At 36.4% G+C, this 20,424-nt stretch carries 15 protein-coding genes; 11 read left to right on the top strand and 4 right to left on the bottom strand.

Annotated elements, in window-relative coordinates; translation table 11 throughout:
- Positions 1 to 67: 67 nt before the first annotated feature.
- The 3 genes from ACXR6G_RS07765 to ACXR6G_RS07755 all read right to left on the bottom strand — a co-directional run bounded on the left by ACXR6G_RS07765 (position 68) and on the right by ACXR6G_RS07755 (position 4,675).
- On the bottom strand, positions 68 to 1,381 hold the full coding sequence (locus tag ACXR6G_RS07765) for an MFS transporter (RefSeq protein WP_458360849.1): 1,314 nt from the start codon (positions 1,379 to 1,381) through the stop codon (positions 68 to 70).
- A 78-nt stretch (positions 1,382 to 1,459) separates the two neighbouring features.
- On the bottom strand, positions 1,460 to 4,093 hold the full coding sequence (locus tag ACXR6G_RS07760; RefSeq protein WP_458360848.1) for a DUF5686 and carboxypeptidase regulatory-like domain-containing protein: 2,634 nt from the start codon (positions 4,091 to 4,093) through the stop codon (positions 1,460 to 1,462).
- A 246-nt stretch (positions 4,094 to 4,339) separates the two neighbouring features.
- A complete protein-coding gene (locus ACXR6G_RS07755) occupies positions 4,340 to 4,675 on the bottom strand; it encodes a MotA/TolQ/ExbB proton channel family protein (RefSeq protein ID WP_458360847.1) in 336 nt (111 codons plus the stop codon).
- Positions 4,676 to 5,335: 660 nt separating this feature from the next.
- Here ACXR6G_RS07755 and ACXR6G_RS07750 point away from each other — a divergent pair.
- The 3 genes from ACXR6G_RS07750 to ACXR6G_RS07740 all read left to right on the top strand — a co-directional run bounded on the left by ACXR6G_RS07750 (position 5,336) and on the right by ACXR6G_RS07740 (position 6,846).
- Positions 5,336 to 5,728 carry a histidine kinase gene (locus ACXR6G_RS07750; protein WP_458360846.1) on the top strand — a complete coding sequence of 131 codons (393 nt, stop codon included), beginning with the start codon at positions 5,336 to 5,338 and terminating at the stop codon, positions 5,726 to 5,728.
- Between the two features lie 108 nt (positions 5,729 to 5,836).
- Positions 5,837 to 6,154, top strand: a complete 318-nt coding sequence (locus tag ACXR6G_RS07745) for a hypothetical protein (RefSeq protein WP_458360845.1) — start codon at positions 5,837 to 5,839, stop codon at positions 6,152 to 6,154.
- The gene (locus tag ACXR6G_RS07740; RefSeq protein ID WP_458360844.1) at positions 6,142 to 6,846 is read left to right on the top strand and encodes a LytR/AlgR family response regulator transcription factor; all 705 of its coding nucleotides are present in this window, start codon (positions 6,142 to 6,144) and stop codon (positions 6,844 to 6,846) included. The genes ACXR6G_RS07745 and ACXR6G_RS07740 overlap by 13 nt, the downstream gene beginning before the upstream one ends.
- Before the next feature lie 151 nt (positions 6,847 to 6,997).
- On the opposite strand, the gene ACXR6G_RS07735 is transcribed toward ACXR6G_RS07740, so the two are convergent.
- Positions 6,998 to 8,917: a RecQ family ATP-dependent DNA helicase gene (locus ACXR6G_RS07735; protein WP_458360843.1), complete on the bottom strand. Its 1,920-nt coding sequence runs from the start codon at positions 8,915 to 8,917 to the stop codon at positions 6,998 to 7,000.
- A gap of 301 nt (positions 8,918 to 9,218) precedes the next feature.
- Between ACXR6G_RS07735 and ACXR6G_RS07730 the strand changes: the two genes are divergently transcribed.
- The 8 genes from ACXR6G_RS07730 (at position 9,219) to secA (ending at position 20,403) form a co-directional block, all read left to right on the top strand.
- The gene (locus tag ACXR6G_RS07730) at positions 9,219 to 10,595 is read left to right on the top strand and encodes an MATE family efflux transporter (protein ID WP_458360842.1); all 1,377 of its coding nucleotides are present in this window, start codon (positions 9,219 to 9,221) and stop codon (positions 10,593 to 10,595) included.
- Positions 10,596 to 10,691: 96 nt separating this feature from the next.
- Positions 10,692 to 13,001 (top strand): bifunctional glutamate--cysteine ligase GshA/glutathione synthetase GshB, encoded by a 2,310-nt coding sequence (gene gshAB, locus ACXR6G_RS07725; RefSeq protein WP_458360841.1) that lies wholly within the window; start codon positions 10,692 to 10,694, stop codon positions 12,999 to 13,001.
- 95 nt (positions 13,002 to 13,096) lie between these two features.
- Positions 13,097 to 13,480, top strand: a complete 384-nt coding sequence (locus ACXR6G_RS07720) for a hypothetical protein (protein WP_458360840.1) — start codon at positions 13,097 to 13,099, stop codon at positions 13,478 to 13,480.
- 109 nt (positions 13,481 to 13,589) lie between these two features.
- The gene (locus ACXR6G_RS07715) at positions 13,590 to 13,961 is read left to right on the top strand and encodes a hypothetical protein (protein ID WP_458360839.1); all 372 of its coding nucleotides are present in this window, start codon (positions 13,590 to 13,592) and stop codon (positions 13,959 to 13,961) included.
- Between the two features lie 171 nt (positions 13,962 to 14,132).
- On the top strand, positions 14,133 to 15,737 hold the full coding sequence (locus ACXR6G_RS07710) for a fumarate hydratase (RefSeq protein ID WP_458360838.1): 1,605 nt from the start codon (positions 14,133 to 14,135) through the stop codon (positions 15,735 to 15,737).
- Between the two features lie 130 nt (positions 15,738 to 15,867).
- Positions 15,868 to 16,380, top strand: coding sequence for a ferritin (locus ACXR6G_RS07705; RefSeq protein ID WP_458360837.1), 513 nt, complete (start codon positions 15,868 to 15,870; stop codon positions 16,378 to 16,380).
- A 193-nt stretch (positions 16,381 to 16,573) separates the two neighbouring features.
- Entirely contained in the window at positions 16,574 to 16,963 is a 390-nt protein-coding gene (locus tag ACXR6G_RS07700; RefSeq protein WP_458360836.1) for a hypothetical protein, read from the top strand.
- Between the two features lie 146 nt (positions 16,964 to 17,109).
- Positions 17,110 to 20,403: a preprotein translocase subunit SecA gene (secA, locus tag ACXR6G_RS07695; protein WP_458360835.1), complete on the top strand. Its 3,294-nt coding sequence runs from the start codon at positions 17,110 to 17,112 to the stop codon at positions 20,401 to 20,403.
- The last annotated feature ends 21 nt before the right edge of the window (positions 20,404 to 20,424 follow it).

The raw sequence follows: 20,424 nt of genomic DNA, 5'->3' as shown, positions 1-20,424 counted from the left end.
AGTTTCGGGATTGCTGGTCCCGAGAATCGGGATTATCCTTTAAGCTTCTTTCTTTTATCCTTGGATATTAATCTTCCTGCGGGTTGTTCAGCTTTAAAGAGAACAAAAGTAGAATGATGACTAAAACACCACCTGCTAGACCTGCAAGTTGGTAGCTACCCGTAAGGGTGAAAATACGGCTGAAGAATAGGGGTGCCAAAGCTGAACCAAATACCATGAGTGACATGGCCAATCCGCTAATAGCTCCTAAATGGTCGCGACCGAAAAAGCGAGGCCAGGTTATGGCAGCCAGTACCGAGAATAGTCCACCCATAATACCGTTTCCGAGAATCAGAACGTAGTAACCGCTCCAATGCGAAAGGAAGGATAAACCAATACAAGAAAGCAAGCAGCCAATCAGATAAATAATCAGAATTTTCTTAAGTGGCATATAGTCGCTAATCACATTTCCTGCAAGTGCAGCAACGATAGATATCAGCGAAGCTGGTATAAAGATACTAAGTGCTTTCTGTTCGCTATATCCTGCAATCTCGAATATGGAAACCACATTGAAAGTGAAGCCTGTTATAAAGAAGGCACTAAAGGCAATGGCCAGAGCATAAACCCAAAAGACAGGTGTCTTCTTTGCTTCTTTTAAAGTGAACTGTTTGTTACTATCCTTAAACGCTTTTTTCTTTTTCTCTTCAATTACCTTTCCATCTGGAATAAGTCCACACTCTTCAGGGTTATCTCTATAGAAAATATAGGCAAAGATGATAAAAGTGACGATGATGGCTGCCATAATTAGGTATGCCGCACTCCAATCGGTGCTATGAATTAAGCCTGCTACAAAAAGAGGCGCTACTGCAAATCCGAAAGATTGAACGGCCGATGAAATACTATTGGCTAATCCGCGGTTTTTATTGAACCATTTCATTAGCATATTTCGTGAAGCTAGAGTCAATACTCCTTGTCCTGAAAATCGGAGCATAAAGAATAGAGCTGAAACCAACACAAAACTGACCGCTGAGAATGATATATTTGTCCACGAAGAAATACTGTTACTCATTTGATCGCTTATGGAGAAGAGTAGTAGGGTTAGTGCTAATACACATCCAGCAAGAATTGCAGTGAAACGTGCACCAAACTTATCGTATACTTTCCCAGCCTTGGTCAGAAATAAAGAACTCATAGCGGTTCCAATCAAATAGGCTGAACTTAGCGCGTCACGAGATAGTTGCAGCGAATCGATCAGGTAATCGGTGAAAACTGATACCCCGATAGTTTGACCAGGTATTGAACAGATGATTCCTAATGTGGCAGCAATCATGGCCATCCATCCGTAAAAGATTGGAAATTTGGATGGGGCAAAAGGTAAGTTAGGATGACGTTTTATTGGCATAAATTCAAATTTTGCACAAAGAAAGTCAAATAAGCTGAAAGAAAAGGAAGCTGCAAGGAAAAATATCTAGGGAACCCCCTAGATATTAAACTTGATTTTTAATCCTGTTTCTTTGTGCTGCTTTCCGTCGAAACTCCAAACAACTTCCAAATCAAGAAGAAGGAAGATTTGAGTTAAACCATAACCAACTTCCCAATAATTCTTTTTCCCTGCGTGGGTCAGGTAGTTAACAAATATCTTTTCTTGTATAGCCAAAGAGTTATTCAAGATAGGGAGGCGTTTTAATAAGAATCGATCGGATGTGTATTGCACGTGAGCTTCAGCGTATTCTTTATTTGTTGCATGTTGGTAATAATCCAATAAGCGGAATGTGTTCATGTCACCACCAATCATAAAGACCGGTTTGCTGGTTCCAAATTGACGATAGTCGGCAAAGTAAGTTTGCTTGTTCGATAAGAAAGAACCCGCCTTTAAGTTATAAGCTAATCGATCGTTAAATCCCATCTGGAATTCTTGTTTTACCGAGGCTTCTAAGAATGAGAAATCTGTTTCAGAGTCTAATATACCCTTGATGCCTTGTTTGTATAGCAGGCCAAAAGTTGGCTGTGAGTGATAGGATGTCATTCGTTTGACACCTTTCTTTACTGTATATCTGTGGCGAGGCGTGTATTCCAGGCGCGCAGTTAAAGTTAGGGCTTTATTATCACGGATAAGGTCTGGATTTATTCCTACTGGTGCGTTCGGACTATATTTGTTATCCTTTGGACCAGTGAAGTAGAATTTATTGTTGTTATAAAGCTGTTTTCTATTGGCATATTCCAATCGTGTATAAAGGTTTAAACCATTACTAAGATCAGTTTGGTGCCAGATATTCACAAAATTCTTATCGTATAATTTCATATGATTGTCTTTATAATACAAAGACGTTATCATATTTAGCATCGGGTCAATTCCAGAATATTCGTTAAAATCGACAGTTTTACTACCGGCCTTGAAACCCAACCAGGCTCTTTTCATTCCATTGTAACGGTATTTACTTCCAAGAGTGAAATCAAGATGCTCACGCGAGAAAGCATAAGTGAGATCTGAATTTGCCTGAAAATAATGCCCTAGTGTATCACTTTTTGAATAAGAGAAGGGTGCATCGAATGTAAAACCTTGCACCGTGTTGTATGATACTTTATCAAAGCTCAATAATCCTGGAGTAGACAAGCGTGAGTTCGATTCTTTATACTTGTAGGTCTTGCCCCAAAGTAGGTGGTCAAACTTAAACTCTCTGTTGGCTCTACGTACCGAATCTTTATATTCGGGTGTGTTTTTAACTTTTACGATGGAATCTTTCTGTACAAAGCTGATTTTTTCGTCTTTTGAGAGTGGGATAGGGCGCATTTCGTCCCAATATAAAGAATCTTTGGTCTTGGCACCTTTAGCCATTTTCACCTTTTCGATCTTAATCTCCAGGGGCTCTCTAACTTTCTCTTTTTTGTTTTTTGAATTATCTTTTTCCATCAATCTAGCAAGCTTTCGCATATCGGCGTTCTTCATATCCGGCTTTTCAAGAAGCGTCTGAATTTCAGCCTTGCGTTCTATTTCTTTAGCTGATAAAACTTTTGATTCTTCTGTGTTGCTTAGCTTATTTATATCTTCAGTTTCTTGTTTTCTAGCCAGTTCTTCTTGATTTAAATAGTCATGATCTAAATCGGGATTCAATATTACTTCATAATCTTTGATTGAAGCCACATACATGCCTTCCAAACCGAAGCCCATTCCTTTGAATTTGATTTTGTAGTCCAGACTAACTGGCATCCAAACATCTTTACTTACAGGTGCGTATATTTGATGCATGTGAACATGAGTCATAGGAAGCTTTAGTTTTAAATCTGCCGAATGAATGTTCCAGAAGGTTTCAGCGATATAGATAAAACCATTAAATAAATCTTTCCCTTTCCTTTTTGGAATCACTTTTATTTGGTTGATCGTTCTGCCTTGATCTTCAAATAGGGATACCAATTGAAATTTATAGACTGTAAAAGCAGCCTTATCTAAAGGCGATATAAAACCTTCGTCGCGTGTATTGTAAAGATTTAATGTACTAAATCGCATGGGGTTTACCTGGTCATCTAAACCTGAAGACCGAATAGAAATAACTTCTTCTTCAATTTTATTGGGAAGTTGAAAATGGATTTTCGATATATTTTCTGTGACGAAAACTCTTCCAACTGTAATATCTTCTTCTGCCAGTTTCTTTTTGAACAAGCGGGGTACACTGGTGATTTTACCAGAACCTTTCAAATAAACCTTATTGGTATACTCGCTAACCTGCTTGGTATAATAATCACCCATGCCAATAGCTTTTCGCATGACGAAATAGGCAGGGTCTTCACCACTTGCCAATATTTTCACTTCTTTTAGTTGGTATGTTTGGGGGGCAAGGGCAACATCCAATTCCATATTATTTTGCCCCATGCTAACTTTTACTTCCTTGGTTTTATAGCCCATATATCGATAATGAAGTTGCCAATCACCCTCAGGAAGATCTAAATGATATTGTCCATCTATATTCGATGTGGTTCCGGTAGCTAATTCTTTGATAAATATGTTAGCAAAGGGAATAGGTTTTCCTTCAAGGTCTGAAATGTTTCCACTTAATTGTTGGGTGTGGCCTTTAAATGAAAACAGGCAGAATAGTAGGATGAAAATGTTTCTTGTCATAATTTGATTTTGGGTTTTCATTAAGAGTAACGAATTGGGTCGTGAAATAGTTACACTTTGTTTTTTTAGTCGTGATTAGTTATTTGATGGTAGTAAAGATATTTTTTTAATTTGTTAAATTAAATGTAAAAAACATAAAGAATGATTATGATTTGTTTTGTGTCGAATAGTAAGGCAAAAATAAAGCCACAATCTCAGTCTTGAGATTGTGGCAAATTAGTAGGTTGTTATAATCTTAGGGATTTTCTAAGCTTCTTGTTTTCTTGCATTCATGTAACGTAGAACAAACCAGAAAATGCCCGCGATAGAGAATAGTATGGCACCTGTTAAAGGTGGGATCATACTTACTTTTAATCCGCCAACAACTGCTGCTGGTGAAACTGATGGGACATCTTGAATGGAATTAAGGGCATTTGAAAGGCCTATACCTTGACCAAGAAGGCCGAGGAAAAAACTTATACTTCCTAAGAATAAAATGGCATCTAAATGTCGTTTCGTAACAAAACCAAGTTTTAGAAACTTGATTAAAGTTAATAGTGACCATATAATGGCGCCCAGTCCAGTAAGCACTATAACAGTCATGAATAGGGTACCGCCTTGAAAGAAAAGATCGATCATGTTTTTAAAAGTTTAGGTTAAACAAAAATACGAATCAAACCTATCGCTTGTTAATTTCTTTTCAAATTTATTGCGTTTAACTGTTAAAGACTTAAGTTGAATGACATATAAATAAGGCTAAGTCGTTTTTTATATACAAGTCAATCGTTTTCATATGTGAGATGAATTTTATGATGTTGTATCATAATGCTTTGTTTGTTGGAGGTTTGTGTGTGTGATGTGTAAAAGGTTTCTTCGATCATGTACAATGATATTGATTTGTCGTTAAGCTTATAATTTGACTGTTTGTCGTATATCATAAGTAAAAGGTTTTTGCTTCAGACTAAAATATCTATTTTCGTAACTGCTATGATGAAAATTTCAAATTTGGGTTTAAAATTTATTGGAGACTGGAGAAGAACAGCTCTATCACTGCTGACTTGGTTTATAGCTTTTTTATTCATTTCGGTGTTCTTTGGCCTATATAGCCAAGATTATTATAACGCTTTAATCTTTTGTCTTTGTTTTGTGCCTCTTGCTTACGTTTGTACACGTTTTTTGAACAATTTTCTAATTCCCCGATATTTATTAACAAAGCGCTATTTCAGATTTTGGTTATATCTATTTTACTTGTTCTGTTTGTCAATGAGCATTGAAACCATGATTATTGCAGGTCTTTATGCTTTAGTTTGGAATTATTCTCTTGCTGGAATTGATCCTGCAACCATGGATGTTCGTTTTTTACTCGTAGGTTTATACTTTGTAATTTTGGTTGGGGTTGCCTATCGCCAACTTCAAAGAAGTTTGCAAGAACAACGACTAAGAGAACAACAGGATAAAATAAAGGTAGAGACTGAGTTACGTTTAAAAGAAGCTGAGTTGAGTTTGCTGAAGGCTCAAGTCAATCCTCATTTTTTATTTAATTCCTTGAATAGTATTTATGGTTTGAGTCTTGAAAAATCGGAAGAAACACCGCGAATGATCATGCTCTTGTCTGAAATTCTAGATTACACGCTTTATGGTTGCAATACTGAATAGGTTCCAATTACAAAGGAGCTCGAACTAGTTGAAAACTATGCAGCGATTCAGAAAGGTCGTTTCGGTGATGCTATTAATCTGGATATAGACTTAGAGGAAGGTAAGCAAATGAATGGAATGATAGCGCCTTTACTTTTTTTACCTTTGGTAGAAAACGCTTTTAAGCACACAGCTAGAAATGATGGTGTTGCGAGTACCATTTCGATTAGTTTAAATTTGGAGAAAGATTTTTGCTTTACAATTAAGAATCCTATTAATAATAGTGATGAACCTAAAGGGAATGGTGGTATTGGTTTAGAGAATCTTCAGAAACGCCTCGATCTGATCTATCCAGGAAAATATAGTCTGATCATTAAAAAAGAAGAAGGGTATTTTAAAGTAGAATTACGATTGATGATTTTAAATAGAGAATTATGCGAAAAATAAGATGCCTCCTGCTAGATGACGAACCTATCGCTATTCGTATAATAGAAAGACATTTGGAGAGCTTCCCTGAGATGGAAGTTGTTGGTCGTTTTAATTCATCACCATCAGCTATGAGTTTTCTTAGAGAGAATGAGGTCGATTTAATCTTCTCGGATATTGAAATGCCTCAAATGAATGGCTTACAATTTTTAAAGTCCTTGAAAAATGCGCCTGCTCTTATTTTTACGACAGCATATAGAAATTATGCCGTTGAAGCTTTCGATTTAGATGTGGTGGACTATTTGATGAAACCCATCTCTTTGGATCGAATGGCTCGTGCTGTGAATCGTTATCATGATAGACAGAAAAAACAATTAGAAGCTGTCATTGCAATTACGCCGGCTGATGAAATGATTAATTTGAAGGTAGATAAAAAGATTGTTCGTCTCTCTTTAGATAAAATCGATTATTTCGAGAGTTTTGGCGATTATGCCATCTGCCGACATGAAGGAGGGAAGCTTGTTAGTCGTGAAACGCTTTCTCATTTGGTAGATATGCTTCCATCTGACCGATTTATTCGCATACATCGCCAATTTATTGTTCCTCTGGCAAAAATTGAATCCATATCTGGTAATACAGTCTACTTACGAGAAAAAGAATTGCCTGTAGGTCGTTCCTATCGAAACGACCTGAAACAAAAGATGAATTTGTAATTTTAAGGTTAAAGTAAATAAGTCTAAAGGATAAAGTGAATCAAACTTAAAGCTGCGGGAATAAAGGGTGAATTATCTAATTTTGAGTTACAGATATTCCCGATGTCCACATCAGTGAACCTTGACTTTTTCACACTTTCACCTTTCCCTCTTAGACCTTTAAACTATCCTCAACCCAATTTAGTATGTCCTGATAGCGGTATCTTTCCAGTTTCCCAAAGCCAGGCATTCCTTTAGCCTTAATTGTTGTGAATTTTGGTGTGTAGATTCCACATAGGAATTTAGTGATCAATTCCGGGCTTTCTTTGCCCTTAAGGCTATTACGTAATTTTTGAGTTAACTCCTCGAAATTGTAATTTTCAAATTCAGGAAGTTTATCCGTTTGAGCAATTTTAACAGCGCCTGAAGAACATACAGAGCAATGACCACACTCATCTATTGGTAATGTTTCTCCAAAATAGGCTGCTAACCTTGTGCTCAAACAGCTTTCTGATTCAAACAAGGAGATCATATTCTCAATTCGTTTGACTTCAGCGCCTTCTTTTTGCTTGAATTTTTCAAAAAGATCTTTAGCTAATTTTTCTGTGTCGAAGTTTGAATCCTTTATTGAAAAGACGTCTGCCATTTGAGAAGCTTCTAGTGCTAACCAGCCTTGTTCACTAAAATATTCAAGAGCTGCAATAATGCGTTGGCGATCGAGCTTAGGATTTTCTTTGATATTATCAAAATCGACAGTCCACCATTTTCTAGCTTTATTGCATGTGTCGAATACTTCTTGAATGAATTCCTTTCTTTCGCCTTTAAACTTGTTGATTATTGTTTGATCATCAATGTTTAGAGTGAACCGATACGTGGCAAAGTAGGAGTTGAGAGGCTTGAGGATGCCCATGATCTCAAGATAAACCAATAAGGTCTTAATAGGCAACATGCGAATGTTGCATAAAGCAGGAATATTAATTAATCTCACATCCCAAATCTCACCAGCGGATTGAATGATATCCAGTAACTTTTTGATGCCCTCATATTCTGGTGTATCGCCATATACAAAGTTTTCAAGGATATTAACATTGTCTCGATTTGCTAAAACCACACAGTTGGCTGGCTGATTATCTCTTCCTGCGCGGCCAATTTCTTGAGAATAGTTTTCTATAGACTTGGGCAAGTCGTAATGAATCACGTTGCGAATATTGCTTTTGTCAATTCCCATTCCAAAGGCAATGGTAGCAACGACGCAATTAATCTCGCTTTTCATGAAACGATTTTGAATGGATTCTCTCATCTCATTTTTCAAGCCAGCATGATAGGCGGTTGCAGCAATTCCTTTAGAGCTTAGGAAACTTGCCACATTTTCAGCTGTTTTTTGTAGTGTCACATATATGATACTTGCTTCCTCTTGTTTCTTTGAAAGCATGTTAGCTAAAATCTGATTCTTATCAACTTGCCTCACCGGTAGAACCTGTAAGTCCAGATTAGAACGATAAAAACCTGTGACATTTACATTTTCTTTAGAAATATTAAATTTCTTGCACATATCCTCAATAACCCTTGGTGTTGCAGTAGCTGTCAACAATAGGCTTTGCTCAATATTGAATTCTTTTTGATAGGCAGGTAACTTAAGATAATCTGGACGGAAATTGTGTCCCCATTCTGAGATACAGTGAGCTTCGTCTACAACAAGTAATGATATGGGAATCTCCTTTAGGAAACGACGAAAGCGTTCGTTCTTAAACCGTTCTACAGATATCATAAGGATCTTGTGTTTCTTATCCTTAATGCCTTTCATCACTTCAACTTCTTCTTCTCTTGTTAGGCTAGAATCAATTCGAACCGCTGATATGTTTTTTGAGTGCAGAAAATCAAGTTGATCCTGAATCAAAGCCAAGAGAGGCGAAACAACCAAAGTTAAGTTTGGAAGCGTTAGAGCAGGCAGCTGATAGCAAAGAGATTTTCCAGAACCAGTTGGGAAAATAGCAATCGCAGATTCTCTGTTGGTAATTTTAGTAATCACTTCTTCTTGACCTTTACCAAAAGATTGAAAGCCAAATTGTTGTTTCAGAAGTTGATGTATCATGATTTTGAGCTTGTGTTTTGTGTAGGATTCTATTGATAATTTCACAACGAAATTAATAAAATAGACTGATTAAAATTTGGGATCAAAACTAAATTTAAAAAATGAGAGTTAATCAAGCTTAATGAATAATTTCTGATTAAATTAGTTGGTTTGAATCTGAAGGATATAAATTGTTTTAATTAATAATTTGTTAAAACTTCTTTCAATTTTGACAATCAAATTGCAATAGATACTTTTGTGAGATATTGCGCGAATGCGTGATTTTATAACTCATCCAAGACTGAAGATAGGCAAAACACTAATGATATATAGATTATTAAAGAATATTAAGACTCAATTATCTCTTTCTAAGGTAGGTAAAGATTTGTTGACTCTGGCTTTGCCCATAATTGGAGCACATCTTTTACACACAGCGTACAACCTAACCGATATGATTTGGGTCGGAGAACTGGGTAGTAATGCTGTTGCTGCAGTTGGATCAGCAGGCTTTTTTATTAATATTGGCTGGGCTCTTGCTTCCGTTATTACTGTAGGTGTTAATGTTAAGATTGCACATTCAATAGGTGCTAAAGATTTGAATTCAGCAGGCCGATATGCAATTTCGGGTCTATGGGGTATTGGTTTCCTTTCACTTATGTTTACTTCTGTGCTACTGATTTGGCCAGGTGAATTTATTGGTTTCTTTGAAATGAAGAATGCTCATGTCAATGAGATGGCAACTTCGTATTTGATTATTGCAGCAGCTGGAGGTGTTCTGAATTTTACAAATTTATTTTTCATTTCGATATTTAATGCTCAGGGTAAAACTAAAATATCACTCAAGGCAAGTTTGATTGGAACCTCTCTTAATATCATCCTAGATCCAATTTTTATTTTTCTTTTAGATTTAGGTGTTGAGGGTGCTGCTTATGCAACCATTATTGGTCGTACTGTGTCGTTAACCTATTTTATTTTAGCTTTCAAACACGGTTCATCTATTAGGTTAAGAGGTTATTTCCCACATTTAGATAAAATTAAGTCTATTGTTCAAGTTGGTTTTCCTGCGGCTATTCAGCGTATCTCGTTTTCATTAATTTATATTGTAATGGCTCGCATTATTGCTTCATGGGGACCTACTGCTATTGCAGTCCAAAAAATTGGTGTTCAGATAGAAGCCTTTACCTTTATGATTGTAGGTGGTCTCATGCAAGCGGTTACTATTACTGTAGGAAAACATTATGGAGCTAAGGATATGGATCAGATTCCTAAAGTTTTTCGTGCTGCCTGGCAAATGGCCTTTGTTGTGGGACTGATAACCACTTTCATGTTTTTGCTTATACCCGAAACTTTATTCTCAATATTTGTGCCCGAAGCAGAAAGTATAGCGATGGGTAAGAGCTATTTGAATATATTAGCCATCTCCCAGTTGTTTATGTGTATGGAAATGATTGCTGCTGCAAATTTTCACGGTGTTGGTAAAACATCAGTACCTGCAATTGTAAGTGTCATTTTCACAAGTCTTCGCATACCTATTGCTTATGTATTAGGTTTTTACACTTTCCTTAGCTTGAACGGAGTGTGGTGGAGTATAAGTTTGACCAGTATTATAAAAGGTGTTTTGTTATTTTTTATTTTAAAGGCTTATTTTAGGAAGAATAACCTGCGATTTGAAAAGGTTTTTGTTTTTAATAAGAGATAAATGATGACTAGCATGTGTGTTATTAGAATTAGATAAAGGATATCAGTGACGACCATTGAAAAATAGTGAAGTAGATCATTTTAAGAAATTAACGATATGAAAACCATTCATAAAAACCTATTTGAGGTACTAGAGCATAAAAGCATCCGTAGCAGTATTTGCGATGGTAAGTTTGGAATAGAGAAGGAAAATGTGCGTGTGGATAAAAGTGGTCACATGGCTACAACACCACATCCAGGGATATTGGGTGATAAGTTCAAGCATCCCTATATAACCACTGATTTTTCTGAATCTCAAGTTGAAATGATTACGCCTCCTTTAGATAGTATTGATAAAGTACATGGTTTTCTGGAGACGCTTCATGATGTGGTGACTCAAAATATTGGAGATGAATTATTGTGGCCACAGTCTTTGCCTCCTTTGTTGCCAGATGAAGAAGATATTCCTATTGCTCAATTTGGTGATAAGGGTGTAGGTAAAGAACGCTATCGTGAGGTTTTGGCCAAGCGATATGGTCGTGAGAGACAAATGCTGACAGGTATTCACTACAATTTTTCTTTATCAGATCGACTAGAAAGAAAATTAGTTAAGATTTGTTGTCCAGATGGTAATGCTGAATCTTTTAGAGAAGAATTGTATTTTAAAATGTTACGTAATTTTATGCGTTACCGTTGGTATTTGGTTTGGCTTTTCGGTTCAAGCCCTGTTTCTGACCCTTCATTTAAAATGAAATCCTTAAAAACAGGAGAGAAGAAACAGGTTGTTTGTGGTCATGCTGTATCAATACGAACGAGTTCGGGTGGGTATCGAAATGAAGAGGAGTATTTTGTCGATTTCAATAGTTTAGATGCCTTCACAAAATCGATTTCTACTTTAGTTGAAGAAGGGCGATTGGTAGGACAAGAGGAACTTTATTTGCCTATCCGATTAAAGTTCGATGAGAATGAAAGGATATCCCATGTAGAAGTTCGTTTGTTAGATCTTGACCCATATGAAAAAGCGGGCATATCGAAAGACAGATTAAATATGGTGCATTTATTCTTGCTGCATTGTTTATTTAAAGATGAGCCAGATTCTTACGACAAGAAGCAGCAAGAAATTGCCGCAAATAATCAAGATCTTGTAGCTTGTTATGGTCTCAAATCAGACTTAAAGCTTTCCAATTTTAAAGGTGAAGATATACTCGTTCACGATTTCGGAAAAGAAATCTATTCTGAAATTCAGAATTTTATAAATACAGCACAATTAGCTGATCAAGAGCAATATATTTCAGCAATGAAGCATTGCGATGAACTGATGGATGGAACTGTTGTGCGTACCTCGCTAAAAATTAGGGAAGATATTTTAAAAGAAGGTTTCATTGACTTTCATATGAGGCAAGCTAAAAAGTATCAATTTGAAACTGAACTTAGTAGTTTCCGTTTTCACGGTTTTGAAAATTTAGAACTCTCAACTCAGTTGTTACTTAAAGCTGCTTTACGTCGTGGTGTGGAGTTCGAAATTCTTGATCAGAATGAAAATTTCGTGCGTTTAAAACAAGGTGATAAAGTTGAATATGTGATGCAAGCGACCCGTACATCTTTGGATAACTACAGTTCAGTTCTAATGATGGAGAATAAGTTGGTGACTAAAACCATTCTCGATGAGTTTGGTATCTGTGTACCAGGTGGGATGAATTACTTGTTCAAGAAAAAGGCTCTTTCAGATTTTGAACTTTTTGAAGATCGTGCTATCGTCATTAAGCCGAAGTCTACCAATTTTGGTTTAGGAATTAGTATTCTTAAGGAAAATAACAAAGAAGAGGTGTATCAGCGAGCTGTTGAAATTGCCTTTGAGCATGATAATAGTATCCTGATTGAAGATTTTGTCCCTGGTAGAGAATTTCGATTCTTTGTAATGGGTGAAAAGGTTGTGGGGATTTTACATCGTGTTCCTGCTAATATAAAAGGTGACGGTCAATCCACAATTCGGGAATTAGTTGTTAAAAAGAATTTAGATCCTTTACGAGGGAAAGGCTATGTGACACCCCTAGAGAAAATTAGCTTGGGTGAAGCAGAAGAAATGTTCTTAACTGATCAAAATTTGACTTTTGATAGTATCCCTGTAACTGATGATATCGTTTATTTGCGTGAGAATTCAAATATTAGTACTGGAGGGGATAGTATAGACTTTACCGATGATATTCACCAATCCTATAAAGATATTGCTATAAAAGCGACAAAGGCTTTAGATGTTGAAATAACAGGTTTGGATATGATGATTACTGATGTCCAGTCACCTGCAACAGAACAGAACTATTCTATTATTGAGATGAATTTTAACCCTGCAATTCATATTCATTGTTACCCGTATATAGGTAAGAACAGATATTTGAATGAAAAGGTTCTGGATGCTTTAGGATTCTAGAATAATTGAAGAGAATTGATTTTTAATAGCCTAATATTTGTATTAGGCTATTTTTATGGATAATTTGTAGTTTCTATTCAATCTACAAACGATTCATGAATGTAAAATATTCCTATATTGATTACCAGAAGAGTCGGATTCTATACAGGGAATTCATAAAAGAGATAAGTATAGATGATGTGATTGCTTCTTTTGAGGAAATTATTGATAAGGATATGCTTGCTGATAACACATGTGGAATTATTACAGATCTTAGGGGTGTAAAGCTTGATATTAGCCCTAAAGTGTTTAAAAAGATGTCAGCTTTCATGAAAAGGAATCCTGAATTGTATAAGTATAAATTAGCTGCCATAACAGATTCTCCCAAACAAGTTGTGCTCGCTACTATTGTAAGCAAGCTCAGTTCAAAACTTAAGGTGAAGCCTTTCTCAACTTATGAGGCATCGGTAAAATGGATGATTGAAGATATTGACGACTAAAATATGAATAGAACAATCTCCCAAGTAATGACATGTTTTACAAAATTCAAACATGTTTGCATTTATCTATTAATATGAATAATATTGGAGGTGACTAAACTTGTATTGAATGAACGTTGAATATTCATATATAGATGTTTTTGAGAAAAGAATTCTTTGCAGAAAGTTTTCTGATAATGCGAGCTTAAAAGATGTGATTTCTTCTTTTGAGGAAATCATGGCAAATCAAATGCTCTCTGAAAACACAATTGGGATCATAACGGATCTAAGAGGTGTTAAGTTTGATATCAACCCCAGTGTTTTTAAGCGAGTTTCCGCATTTTTAAAATTAAACCCAGAACTTTATTCTTATAAATTAGCTGCAATAACCGAAACGCCAAAGCAGGTTGTTCTGGTTATTATTGCCAATAATGTGAGCTCAAAACTAAATGCCAAACCCTTTTCGACATACGAAGCCGCTTTGTCATGGATGACAGAGTAGCTCTTTTTGCGCTTAAGTCATAAATATGTTTTACAACTAAGATGTTGTAGAATACACCTCCTAAAAATCGACTCTAATTATATTATTGTTTAAATTTGTGAATCTGTAGATGGTTTTTATCCCATCATAGAATCAAATAGATTAGACTATTCAAATTTTAAAGCAATAAAGATGTCCGATTTTAACTACCAAAAACCTTTTCCAATTACAAAGGATACAACCAAATACCGTCTATTGACAAAAGATTTTGTGTCAACGATTGATGTAGATGGAAGAAAAATCCTTAAAGTAGATCCTAAGGGTCTTGAAATGCTTTCGAAGCAAGCTTTTGCTGATGTTTCTTTTTATTTGCGTCCAGCGCATCTTGAGAAATTGAGAACCATTCTTAAGGATCCTGAAGCTTCTGATAACGATAGATTTGTAGCACATACTATGCTATTGAATCAAGTTGTAGCTGCTGAAGGTGAATTACCTACTTGTCAGGATACAGGTACTGCTATTGTAGTTGGTAAAAAAGGAGAAGACGTTTATACGGGAGTAGATGATGCGAAGCATTTATCTCAGGGGGTTTATGATACTTACCAAGAGCGTAACCTTCGTTATTCACAGGTTGTGCCTTTTAGTATGTTCGAAGAGAAGAATACTGGAACTAATTTACCTGCACAAATCGACCTTTATGCCAATCAAGGTAATGCTTATGAATTCCTATTCGTGACCAAAGGTGGTGGGTCAGGAAACAAGACTTTCTTGTATCAGGAAACAAAGGCTCTTTTAAATGAAAAGAACTTAACTGCTTTTATAACAAACAAGCTTCGTGATTTAGGTACTTCAGCTTGTCCTCCTTACCATTTAGCATTAGTAATTGGAGGAACTTCCGCCGAAGCAACTTTAGCAACGGTAAAAAAAGCATCAGCAGGCTATTACGATCATTTGCCTACTGAAGGTAATGAAGGTGGTCAGGCTTTCCGCGATTTAGAGTGGGAGAAAAAAATTGAAGAGATTTGCCAAAAGAGTGAAATTGGAGCTCAGTTTGGTGGAAAGTATTTTGTACATGATGTAAAAGTAGTTCGTTTGCCACGCCACGCGGCTTCTTGTCCTGTAGGATTAGGCGTAAGTTGTTCTGCTGATCGAAATATCAAAGCAAAAATTAATGAAGATGGTATTTTCTTAGAAGAATTAGAGAGGGAGCCATTTAAATACCTTCCAAAAGAAGCACCACACTTGAAGGATGCGGTTGAAATTAACTTGGATCAACCAATGGAAGATATCCGAAAGGAATTATCGAAATACCCAATTAAAACACGTTTAAGCTTAAGCGGTACTTTAATTGTAGCTCGTGATATGGCTCATGCAAGAATTCAACAAATGTTGGATGAAGGAAAAGAAATGCCTGAGTATTTCAAAAATCACCCAGTATATTATGCAGGACCAGCTAAAACACCTAAAGGAATGGCTTCAGGAAGTTTCGGTCCTACTACAGCAGGTCGAATGGATTCTTATGTAGGTCCATTTCAGAAGCTTGGTGGTTCTATGGTGATGGTTGCCAAAGGGAATCGTTATCAGTCTGTTACTGATGCTTGTAAAGAAAATGGCGGGTTTTATTTAGGATCGATTGGTGGACCAGCTGCAGTCTTAGCAAAAAACAGTATCAAGTCAATTGAAGTAATTGATTTCCCTGAATTGGGAATGGAGGCTGTTCGTAAGATTCGCGTTGAAAATTTCCCTGCTTTTATCATTGTTGATGATAAAGGGAATGACTTTTTTGCAAACCTTTAAGAGTAGTAAGAAATGAATTTGATTCTATTTTTATGATTTAGGAAATTAATTATTCAGATTTTATGTCTAAATCATAAATTAGAATTATTTTTGAATTTGAAAATCAAAACATAACACTAAAAATAATATTATGGCTCTTAATAAGAATGTAGAAGCGATCTTAAATAATCAGATTAACAAGGAATTTTGGTCGGCTTATTTCTATTTATCTATGTCAAATTACCTGAATGCTAATGGTATGTCTGGATTCGCAAATTGGATGAAAGTTCAGTTTGAAGAAGAGACTTCTCATGCTATGAAAATGATGGATTTCGTAAATGAGCGTGGTGGTAGAGTTATTCTTGATCCAATAGCTGAGGTGCCTTCTGAGTGGGAAGGTGTTTTAAATATTTACGAAGAAACATTAAAGCACGAAGAGCTTGTGACAAGCTTAATCAACGAGTGTGTTAATGTTGCTATTGCTGAGAAAGATCATGCAACAGTTAATTTCTTGCAGTGGTTTGTTGACGAGCAAGTAGAAGAAGAGTCTGGTGTTAGTGAAATTATCGATCAACTTAAGATGATTGGTTGTCAGGGTAATGGTCTTTATATGATTGATAAAGAATTTAAATCAAGAGTTTTTGTTGATGCAACAAAAGCTTAATTGATTCTATAATATATTGAAAAGTCTGTTAGTTGATTCTAACAGACTTTTTTTTTGAGTAGGTTTTATCTAGTGAAAAGTTGACTGAATGTCGAAATTCGGTGTGTTAGTCTTTTAAAGCCTCAATCTAACAAACTACCTTAAGAAGTCTTAGGTGTTTCAAGAAAATTAATTACTTTTGATTCCCATGGATATGAACAGGTATCTTATTGTCGTTTTTTCGGTGCTTACAGCTTGTGCATCGGCCGTTCCTAATGTAGATTACGAGGAACTGGTTGATGATGTGCAACGTTTTGCTGCTTGGTATGCCGATCATTCTGATAGTTTTGAAGATGGCTACAATTTGCCAATCCTTGTTCCTGCCCAAAATACTTCGGAAATTTCTGAAATATATGCGGCAAAAAGCTTGACTTTACCGTTAATAAAGGAATTACCAAAATTCCCACATTTAAATTCGGATGCTGTTCATCTATATGAGCCGCTTTGTGTTGAAATTCCAGAAGCAATTACTGCTTTTGATTATCAATACGAATCAATCTTCCTTGCCGGATCCAATAGTATACGTGCTCCAGGATTATCTTAATTCTCTAACATTTAATACAGTTTTTTTAATTCAAACACTGAATTAAGAATAAGTATGCTATTATCTGTAGTTGATAATTCATGAATCAATAGATTTTTGATTTGAATACAACTGCTTCTTTTTAAAATCAATAGACAAATAAATAGATGGGTTTTGTAGATAAAACATTAGGTAAACTATTTGGTAATAAGTCAGATAGAGACCTTAAAGAATTAACTCCATACTTGGAGGTTATTAAGAAAGAATACGAGAGAATCAAGCAATTAGATGTTAACGGACTACGTGCCGAATCTCAATTGTTGAAAGATAAGATTCAAGATTATATCAAGGCTGAGAAGGATGAAATTGCAGCATTGAAAGAGAAAATTGAAGAAGGAAGTCTTGCAGTAAACGAGAAAGAGGAAACTTACGATAGAATCGATGATATAGAAAAGAGTATCGATGATAAAATCGAAGACGTTCTAAATGAAATTCTACCAGCTGCTTTCTGTATCGTTAAAGAAACAGCTCGTCGTTTTACTGAAAACGAGGAGATTGAGGTAACTGCAACACAGTTTGATCGTGATTTGGCAACTCGTGCAAATCATGTTCAAATTGAAGGTGACAAAGCTATTTGGTTCAATTCTTGGGATGCAGGTGGTACTGAGGTCGTATGGAATATGATTCACTACGATGTGCAGTTGATTGGTGGTATCGTTCTTCATCAAGGTAAAATTGCTGAGATGGCGACTGGTGAGGGTAAGACTCTTGTTGCGACACTTCCAGTATTCTTGAACGCTTTGACTGGTCGTGGTGTTCACTTGATTACCGTGAATGATTACCTGGCTAAGCGTGACTCGGAGTGGATGGGACCTATTTACCAATTCCACGGTTTATCAGTTGACTGTATCGATAAGCATACACCAAACTCTGATGAGCGTCGTGCAGCATATGCTTGTGATATTACTTTCGGAACAAATAATGAATTTGGTTTCGATTACCTACGTGATAATATGGCGACCAATCCTAAGGATTTGGTTCAGCGTCGTCACAACTATTCAATTGTCGATGAGGTTGACTCGGTATTAGTTGATGATGCTCGTACGCCATTGATTATTTCAGGTCCTGTTCCTAGAGGCGAGCATCAATTATACGATGAGTTGAAGCCTAAAGTTCAGAAACTTGCTAAAGCTCAAACGGATTTGGTGATGAAAATGTTCACCGAAACTAAGCGTTTATTGAAGAGTGAGGATAAAAAAGAGCATGAAGAAGGCGCTAAGTTATTGCTTAGAACATTCAAGGGTATGCCTAAAATGAAGCCACTTATTAAGTTTTTAAGTGAGCATGGGAATAAGGCTTTATTGTTGAAGACTGAGAACTTCTACATGCAGGAGAATAACAAAAATATGCACATCATTACTGATGATTTGTATTATGTTATTGATGAAAAACAAAATTCAATAGAGTTAACTGACATCGGTATCGATTTGATTACTGATGATAGTGATGACACTGCATTTTTTATTTTACCAGATATCGGATCTGAGGTTACTGAGATTGAGAAATCAGATATGTCTGATGAGGAAAAGCTGAAGACTAAGGATGAAATGATCCAAAGCTATGCGGTTAAATCGGAGCGCGTGCATACCATTAATCAATTATTAAAGGCTTATTCACTTTTCGAAAAGGATGTTGAGTATGTTCTTATGGATGGTAAGGTGAAAATTGTTGATGAGCAAACGGGTCGTATTATGGAAGGCCGTCGTTATTCTGATGGTCTGCACCAAGCGATTGAAGCGAAGGAAAGTGTGAAAGTTGAAGCTGCAACACAGACATTTGCTACCATTACACTCCAGAATTATTTCAGAATGTACCACAAACTTTCGGGTATGACAGGTACGGCAGAAACTGAGGCTGGTGAATTATGGGATATCTACAAGTTAGATGTGGTGGTGATTCCAACAAACCGTCCAATTACTCGTGATGATAGAGAGGATTTAGTTTATAAAACCAAGCGTGAAAAGTACAATGCTGTTATCGATGAGATTGGAGAACTTGTAAAAGCAGGTCGTCCCGTATTGGTTGGTACCACTTCAGTTGAGATTTCGGAGCTTTTGAGTCGAATGATGAAACTAAGAGGCATTAAACACAATGTACTGAATGCAAAATTACACCAGCGTGAGGCAGATATTGTTGCTGAAGCAGGTCATAAAGGAACTGTTACCATTGCAACCAATATGGCTGGTCGTGGTACCGATATTAAGTTGAGCGAGGAAGTGAAAGCTGCTGGAGGTTTAGCTATCATCGGTACAGAACGTCACGATTCTCGTCGTGTCGACCGTCAGTTGCGTGGTCGTGCGGGTCGTCAGGGAGATGTAGGTTCTTCTCAGTTCTTCGTTTCATTGGAAGATGATTTGATGCGTCTGTTTAGTTCTGACCGTATTGTGAAGTTGATGGATAGAATGGGTATTGAGGATGGTGAAGTTATTCAGCATTCAATGATCTCTAAATCTATTGAGCGTGCTCAGAAAAAAGTTGAAGAGAATAACTTCGGTATTCGTAAGCGTTTGCTTGAATATGATGATGTGATGAACTCACAGCGTGAAGTAATTTATAAGCGTCGTCGTCATGCATTATTTGGCGAGCGTATTCAAGTGGATATTGCAAACATGATGTTTGATGTTTGTGAAGCTTTGGTAAGTGAATACCATGGTGGTGACTACGAAGATTTTAAATTAGAATTAATACGGGTACTTTCAATTGAATCTCCTATTTCAGAGGAAGAATTCAAGAAAGAAAAGCCAGAAGATATCAGCCAGAAATTGTATGAGATCGTATTAGGTGCTCATAAACGTAAGGTTGAAACTATCAGTAAGCAGGCATATCCTGTTATTAAGGATGTGTATGAAACTAAAGCAGAGATGTACGAGAATATTGTTGTACCTATTTCTGATGGAACTAAGAATTTCCAGGTTGTTACGAATCTAAAGAAAGCCTATGAAACTGAAGCTGAAGAGCTGGTTAGAGCATACGAAAAAGTTGCTATTCTTGCTACCATCGATGATTCATGGAAAGAGCACCTTCGTGAGATGGATGACTTGAAGCAGTCAGTACAGAATGCATCATACGAGCAAAAAGATCCCTTATTGATTTATAAGTTTGAGTCTTTCAATCTGTTTAAAACGATGATTGAGACGACAAACAAATCTGTGGTTGCAACACTTATGAAAGGTCACATTCCTATGCAAATGCCTGATGGAATTCAGGAAGCAAAAGAACGTCGTCGTACAGATATGAGTGGGCTTAAAACTTCGAAAGATGATTTAAGTAGCGATGGAAGAAAAGAGACTAAAAAATCTGAACCAGTTCGTAACGTTCAGAAAGTAGGTCGTAACGAACCTTGTCCTTGTGGTAGTGGAAAGAAATTTAAGCAATGCCACGGTAAAGGAATACCAGCTTAAGGAATTTATGAGCCTTGAGAA

Source organism: Ancylomarina sp. YFZ004, from assembly GCF_054254355.1.
This window is presented reverse-complemented; position numbering and strand designations above follow the sequence as displayed.

What these genes read in the sequence shown, in the direction of transcription:
- ACXR6G_RS07755 (WP_458360847.1), bottom strand. Translation starts at nt 4,675, where the DNA reads ATGACTGTTATAGTGCTTACTGGACTGGGCGCCATTATATGGTCACTA.
- ACXR6G_RS07705 (WP_458360837.1), top strand. Translation starts at nt 15,868, where the DNA reads ATGGCTCTTAATAAGAATGTAGAAGCGATCTTAAATAATCAGATTAAC.
- ACXR6G_RS07720 (WP_458360840.1), top strand. Translation starts at nt 13,097, where the DNA reads ATGAATGTAAAATATTCCTATATTGATTACCAGAAGAGTCGGATTCTA.
- ACXR6G_RS07760 (WP_458360848.1), bottom strand. Translation starts at nt 4,093, where the DNA reads ATGACAAGAAACATTTTCATCCTACTATTCTGCCTGTTTTCATTTAAA.
- ACXR6G_RS07740 (WP_458360844.1), top strand. Translation starts at nt 6,142, where the DNA reads ATGCGAAAAATAAGATGCCTCCTGCTAGATGACGAACCTATCGCTATT.
- ACXR6G_RS07730 (WP_458360842.1), top strand. Translation starts at nt 9,219, where the DNA reads ATGATATATAGATTATTAAAGAATATTAAGACTCAATTATCTCTTTCT.
- ACXR6G_RS07710 (WP_458360838.1), top strand. Translation starts at nt 14,133, where the DNA reads ATGTCCGATTTTAACTACCAAAAACCTTTTCCAATTACAAAGGATACA.
- ACXR6G_RS07745 (WP_458360845.1), top strand. Translation starts at nt 5,837, where the DNA reads ATGAATGGAATGATAGCGCCTTTACTTTTTTTACCTTTGGTAGAAAAC.
- gshAB (WP_458360841.1), top strand. Translation starts at nt 10,692, where the DNA reads ATGAAAACCATTCATAAAAACCTATTTGAGGTACTAGAGCATAAAAGC.
- ACXR6G_RS07700 (WP_458360836.1), top strand. Translation starts at nt 16,574, where the DNA reads ATGAACAGGTATCTTATTGTCGTTTTTTCGGTGCTTACAGCTTGTGCA.
- ACXR6G_RS07750 (WP_458360846.1), top strand. Translation starts at nt 5,336, where the DNA reads ATGAGCATTGAAACCATGATTATTGCAGGTCTTTATGCTTTAGTTTGG.
- ACXR6G_RS07715 (WP_458360839.1), top strand. Translation starts at nt 13,590, where the DNA reads ATGAACGTTGAATATTCATATATAGATGTTTTTGAGAAAAGAATTCTT.
- ACXR6G_RS07735 (WP_458360843.1), bottom strand. Translation starts at nt 8,917, where the DNA reads ATGATACATCAACTTCTGAAACAACAATTTGGCTTTCAATCTTTTGGT.
- ACXR6G_RS07765 (WP_458360849.1), bottom strand. Translation starts at nt 1,381, where the DNA reads ATGCCAATAAAACGTCATCCTAACTTACCTTTTGCCCCATCCAAATTT.
- secA (WP_458360835.1), top strand. Translation starts at nt 17,110, where the DNA reads ATGGGTTTTGTAGATAAAACATTAGGTAAACTATTTGGTAATAAGTCA.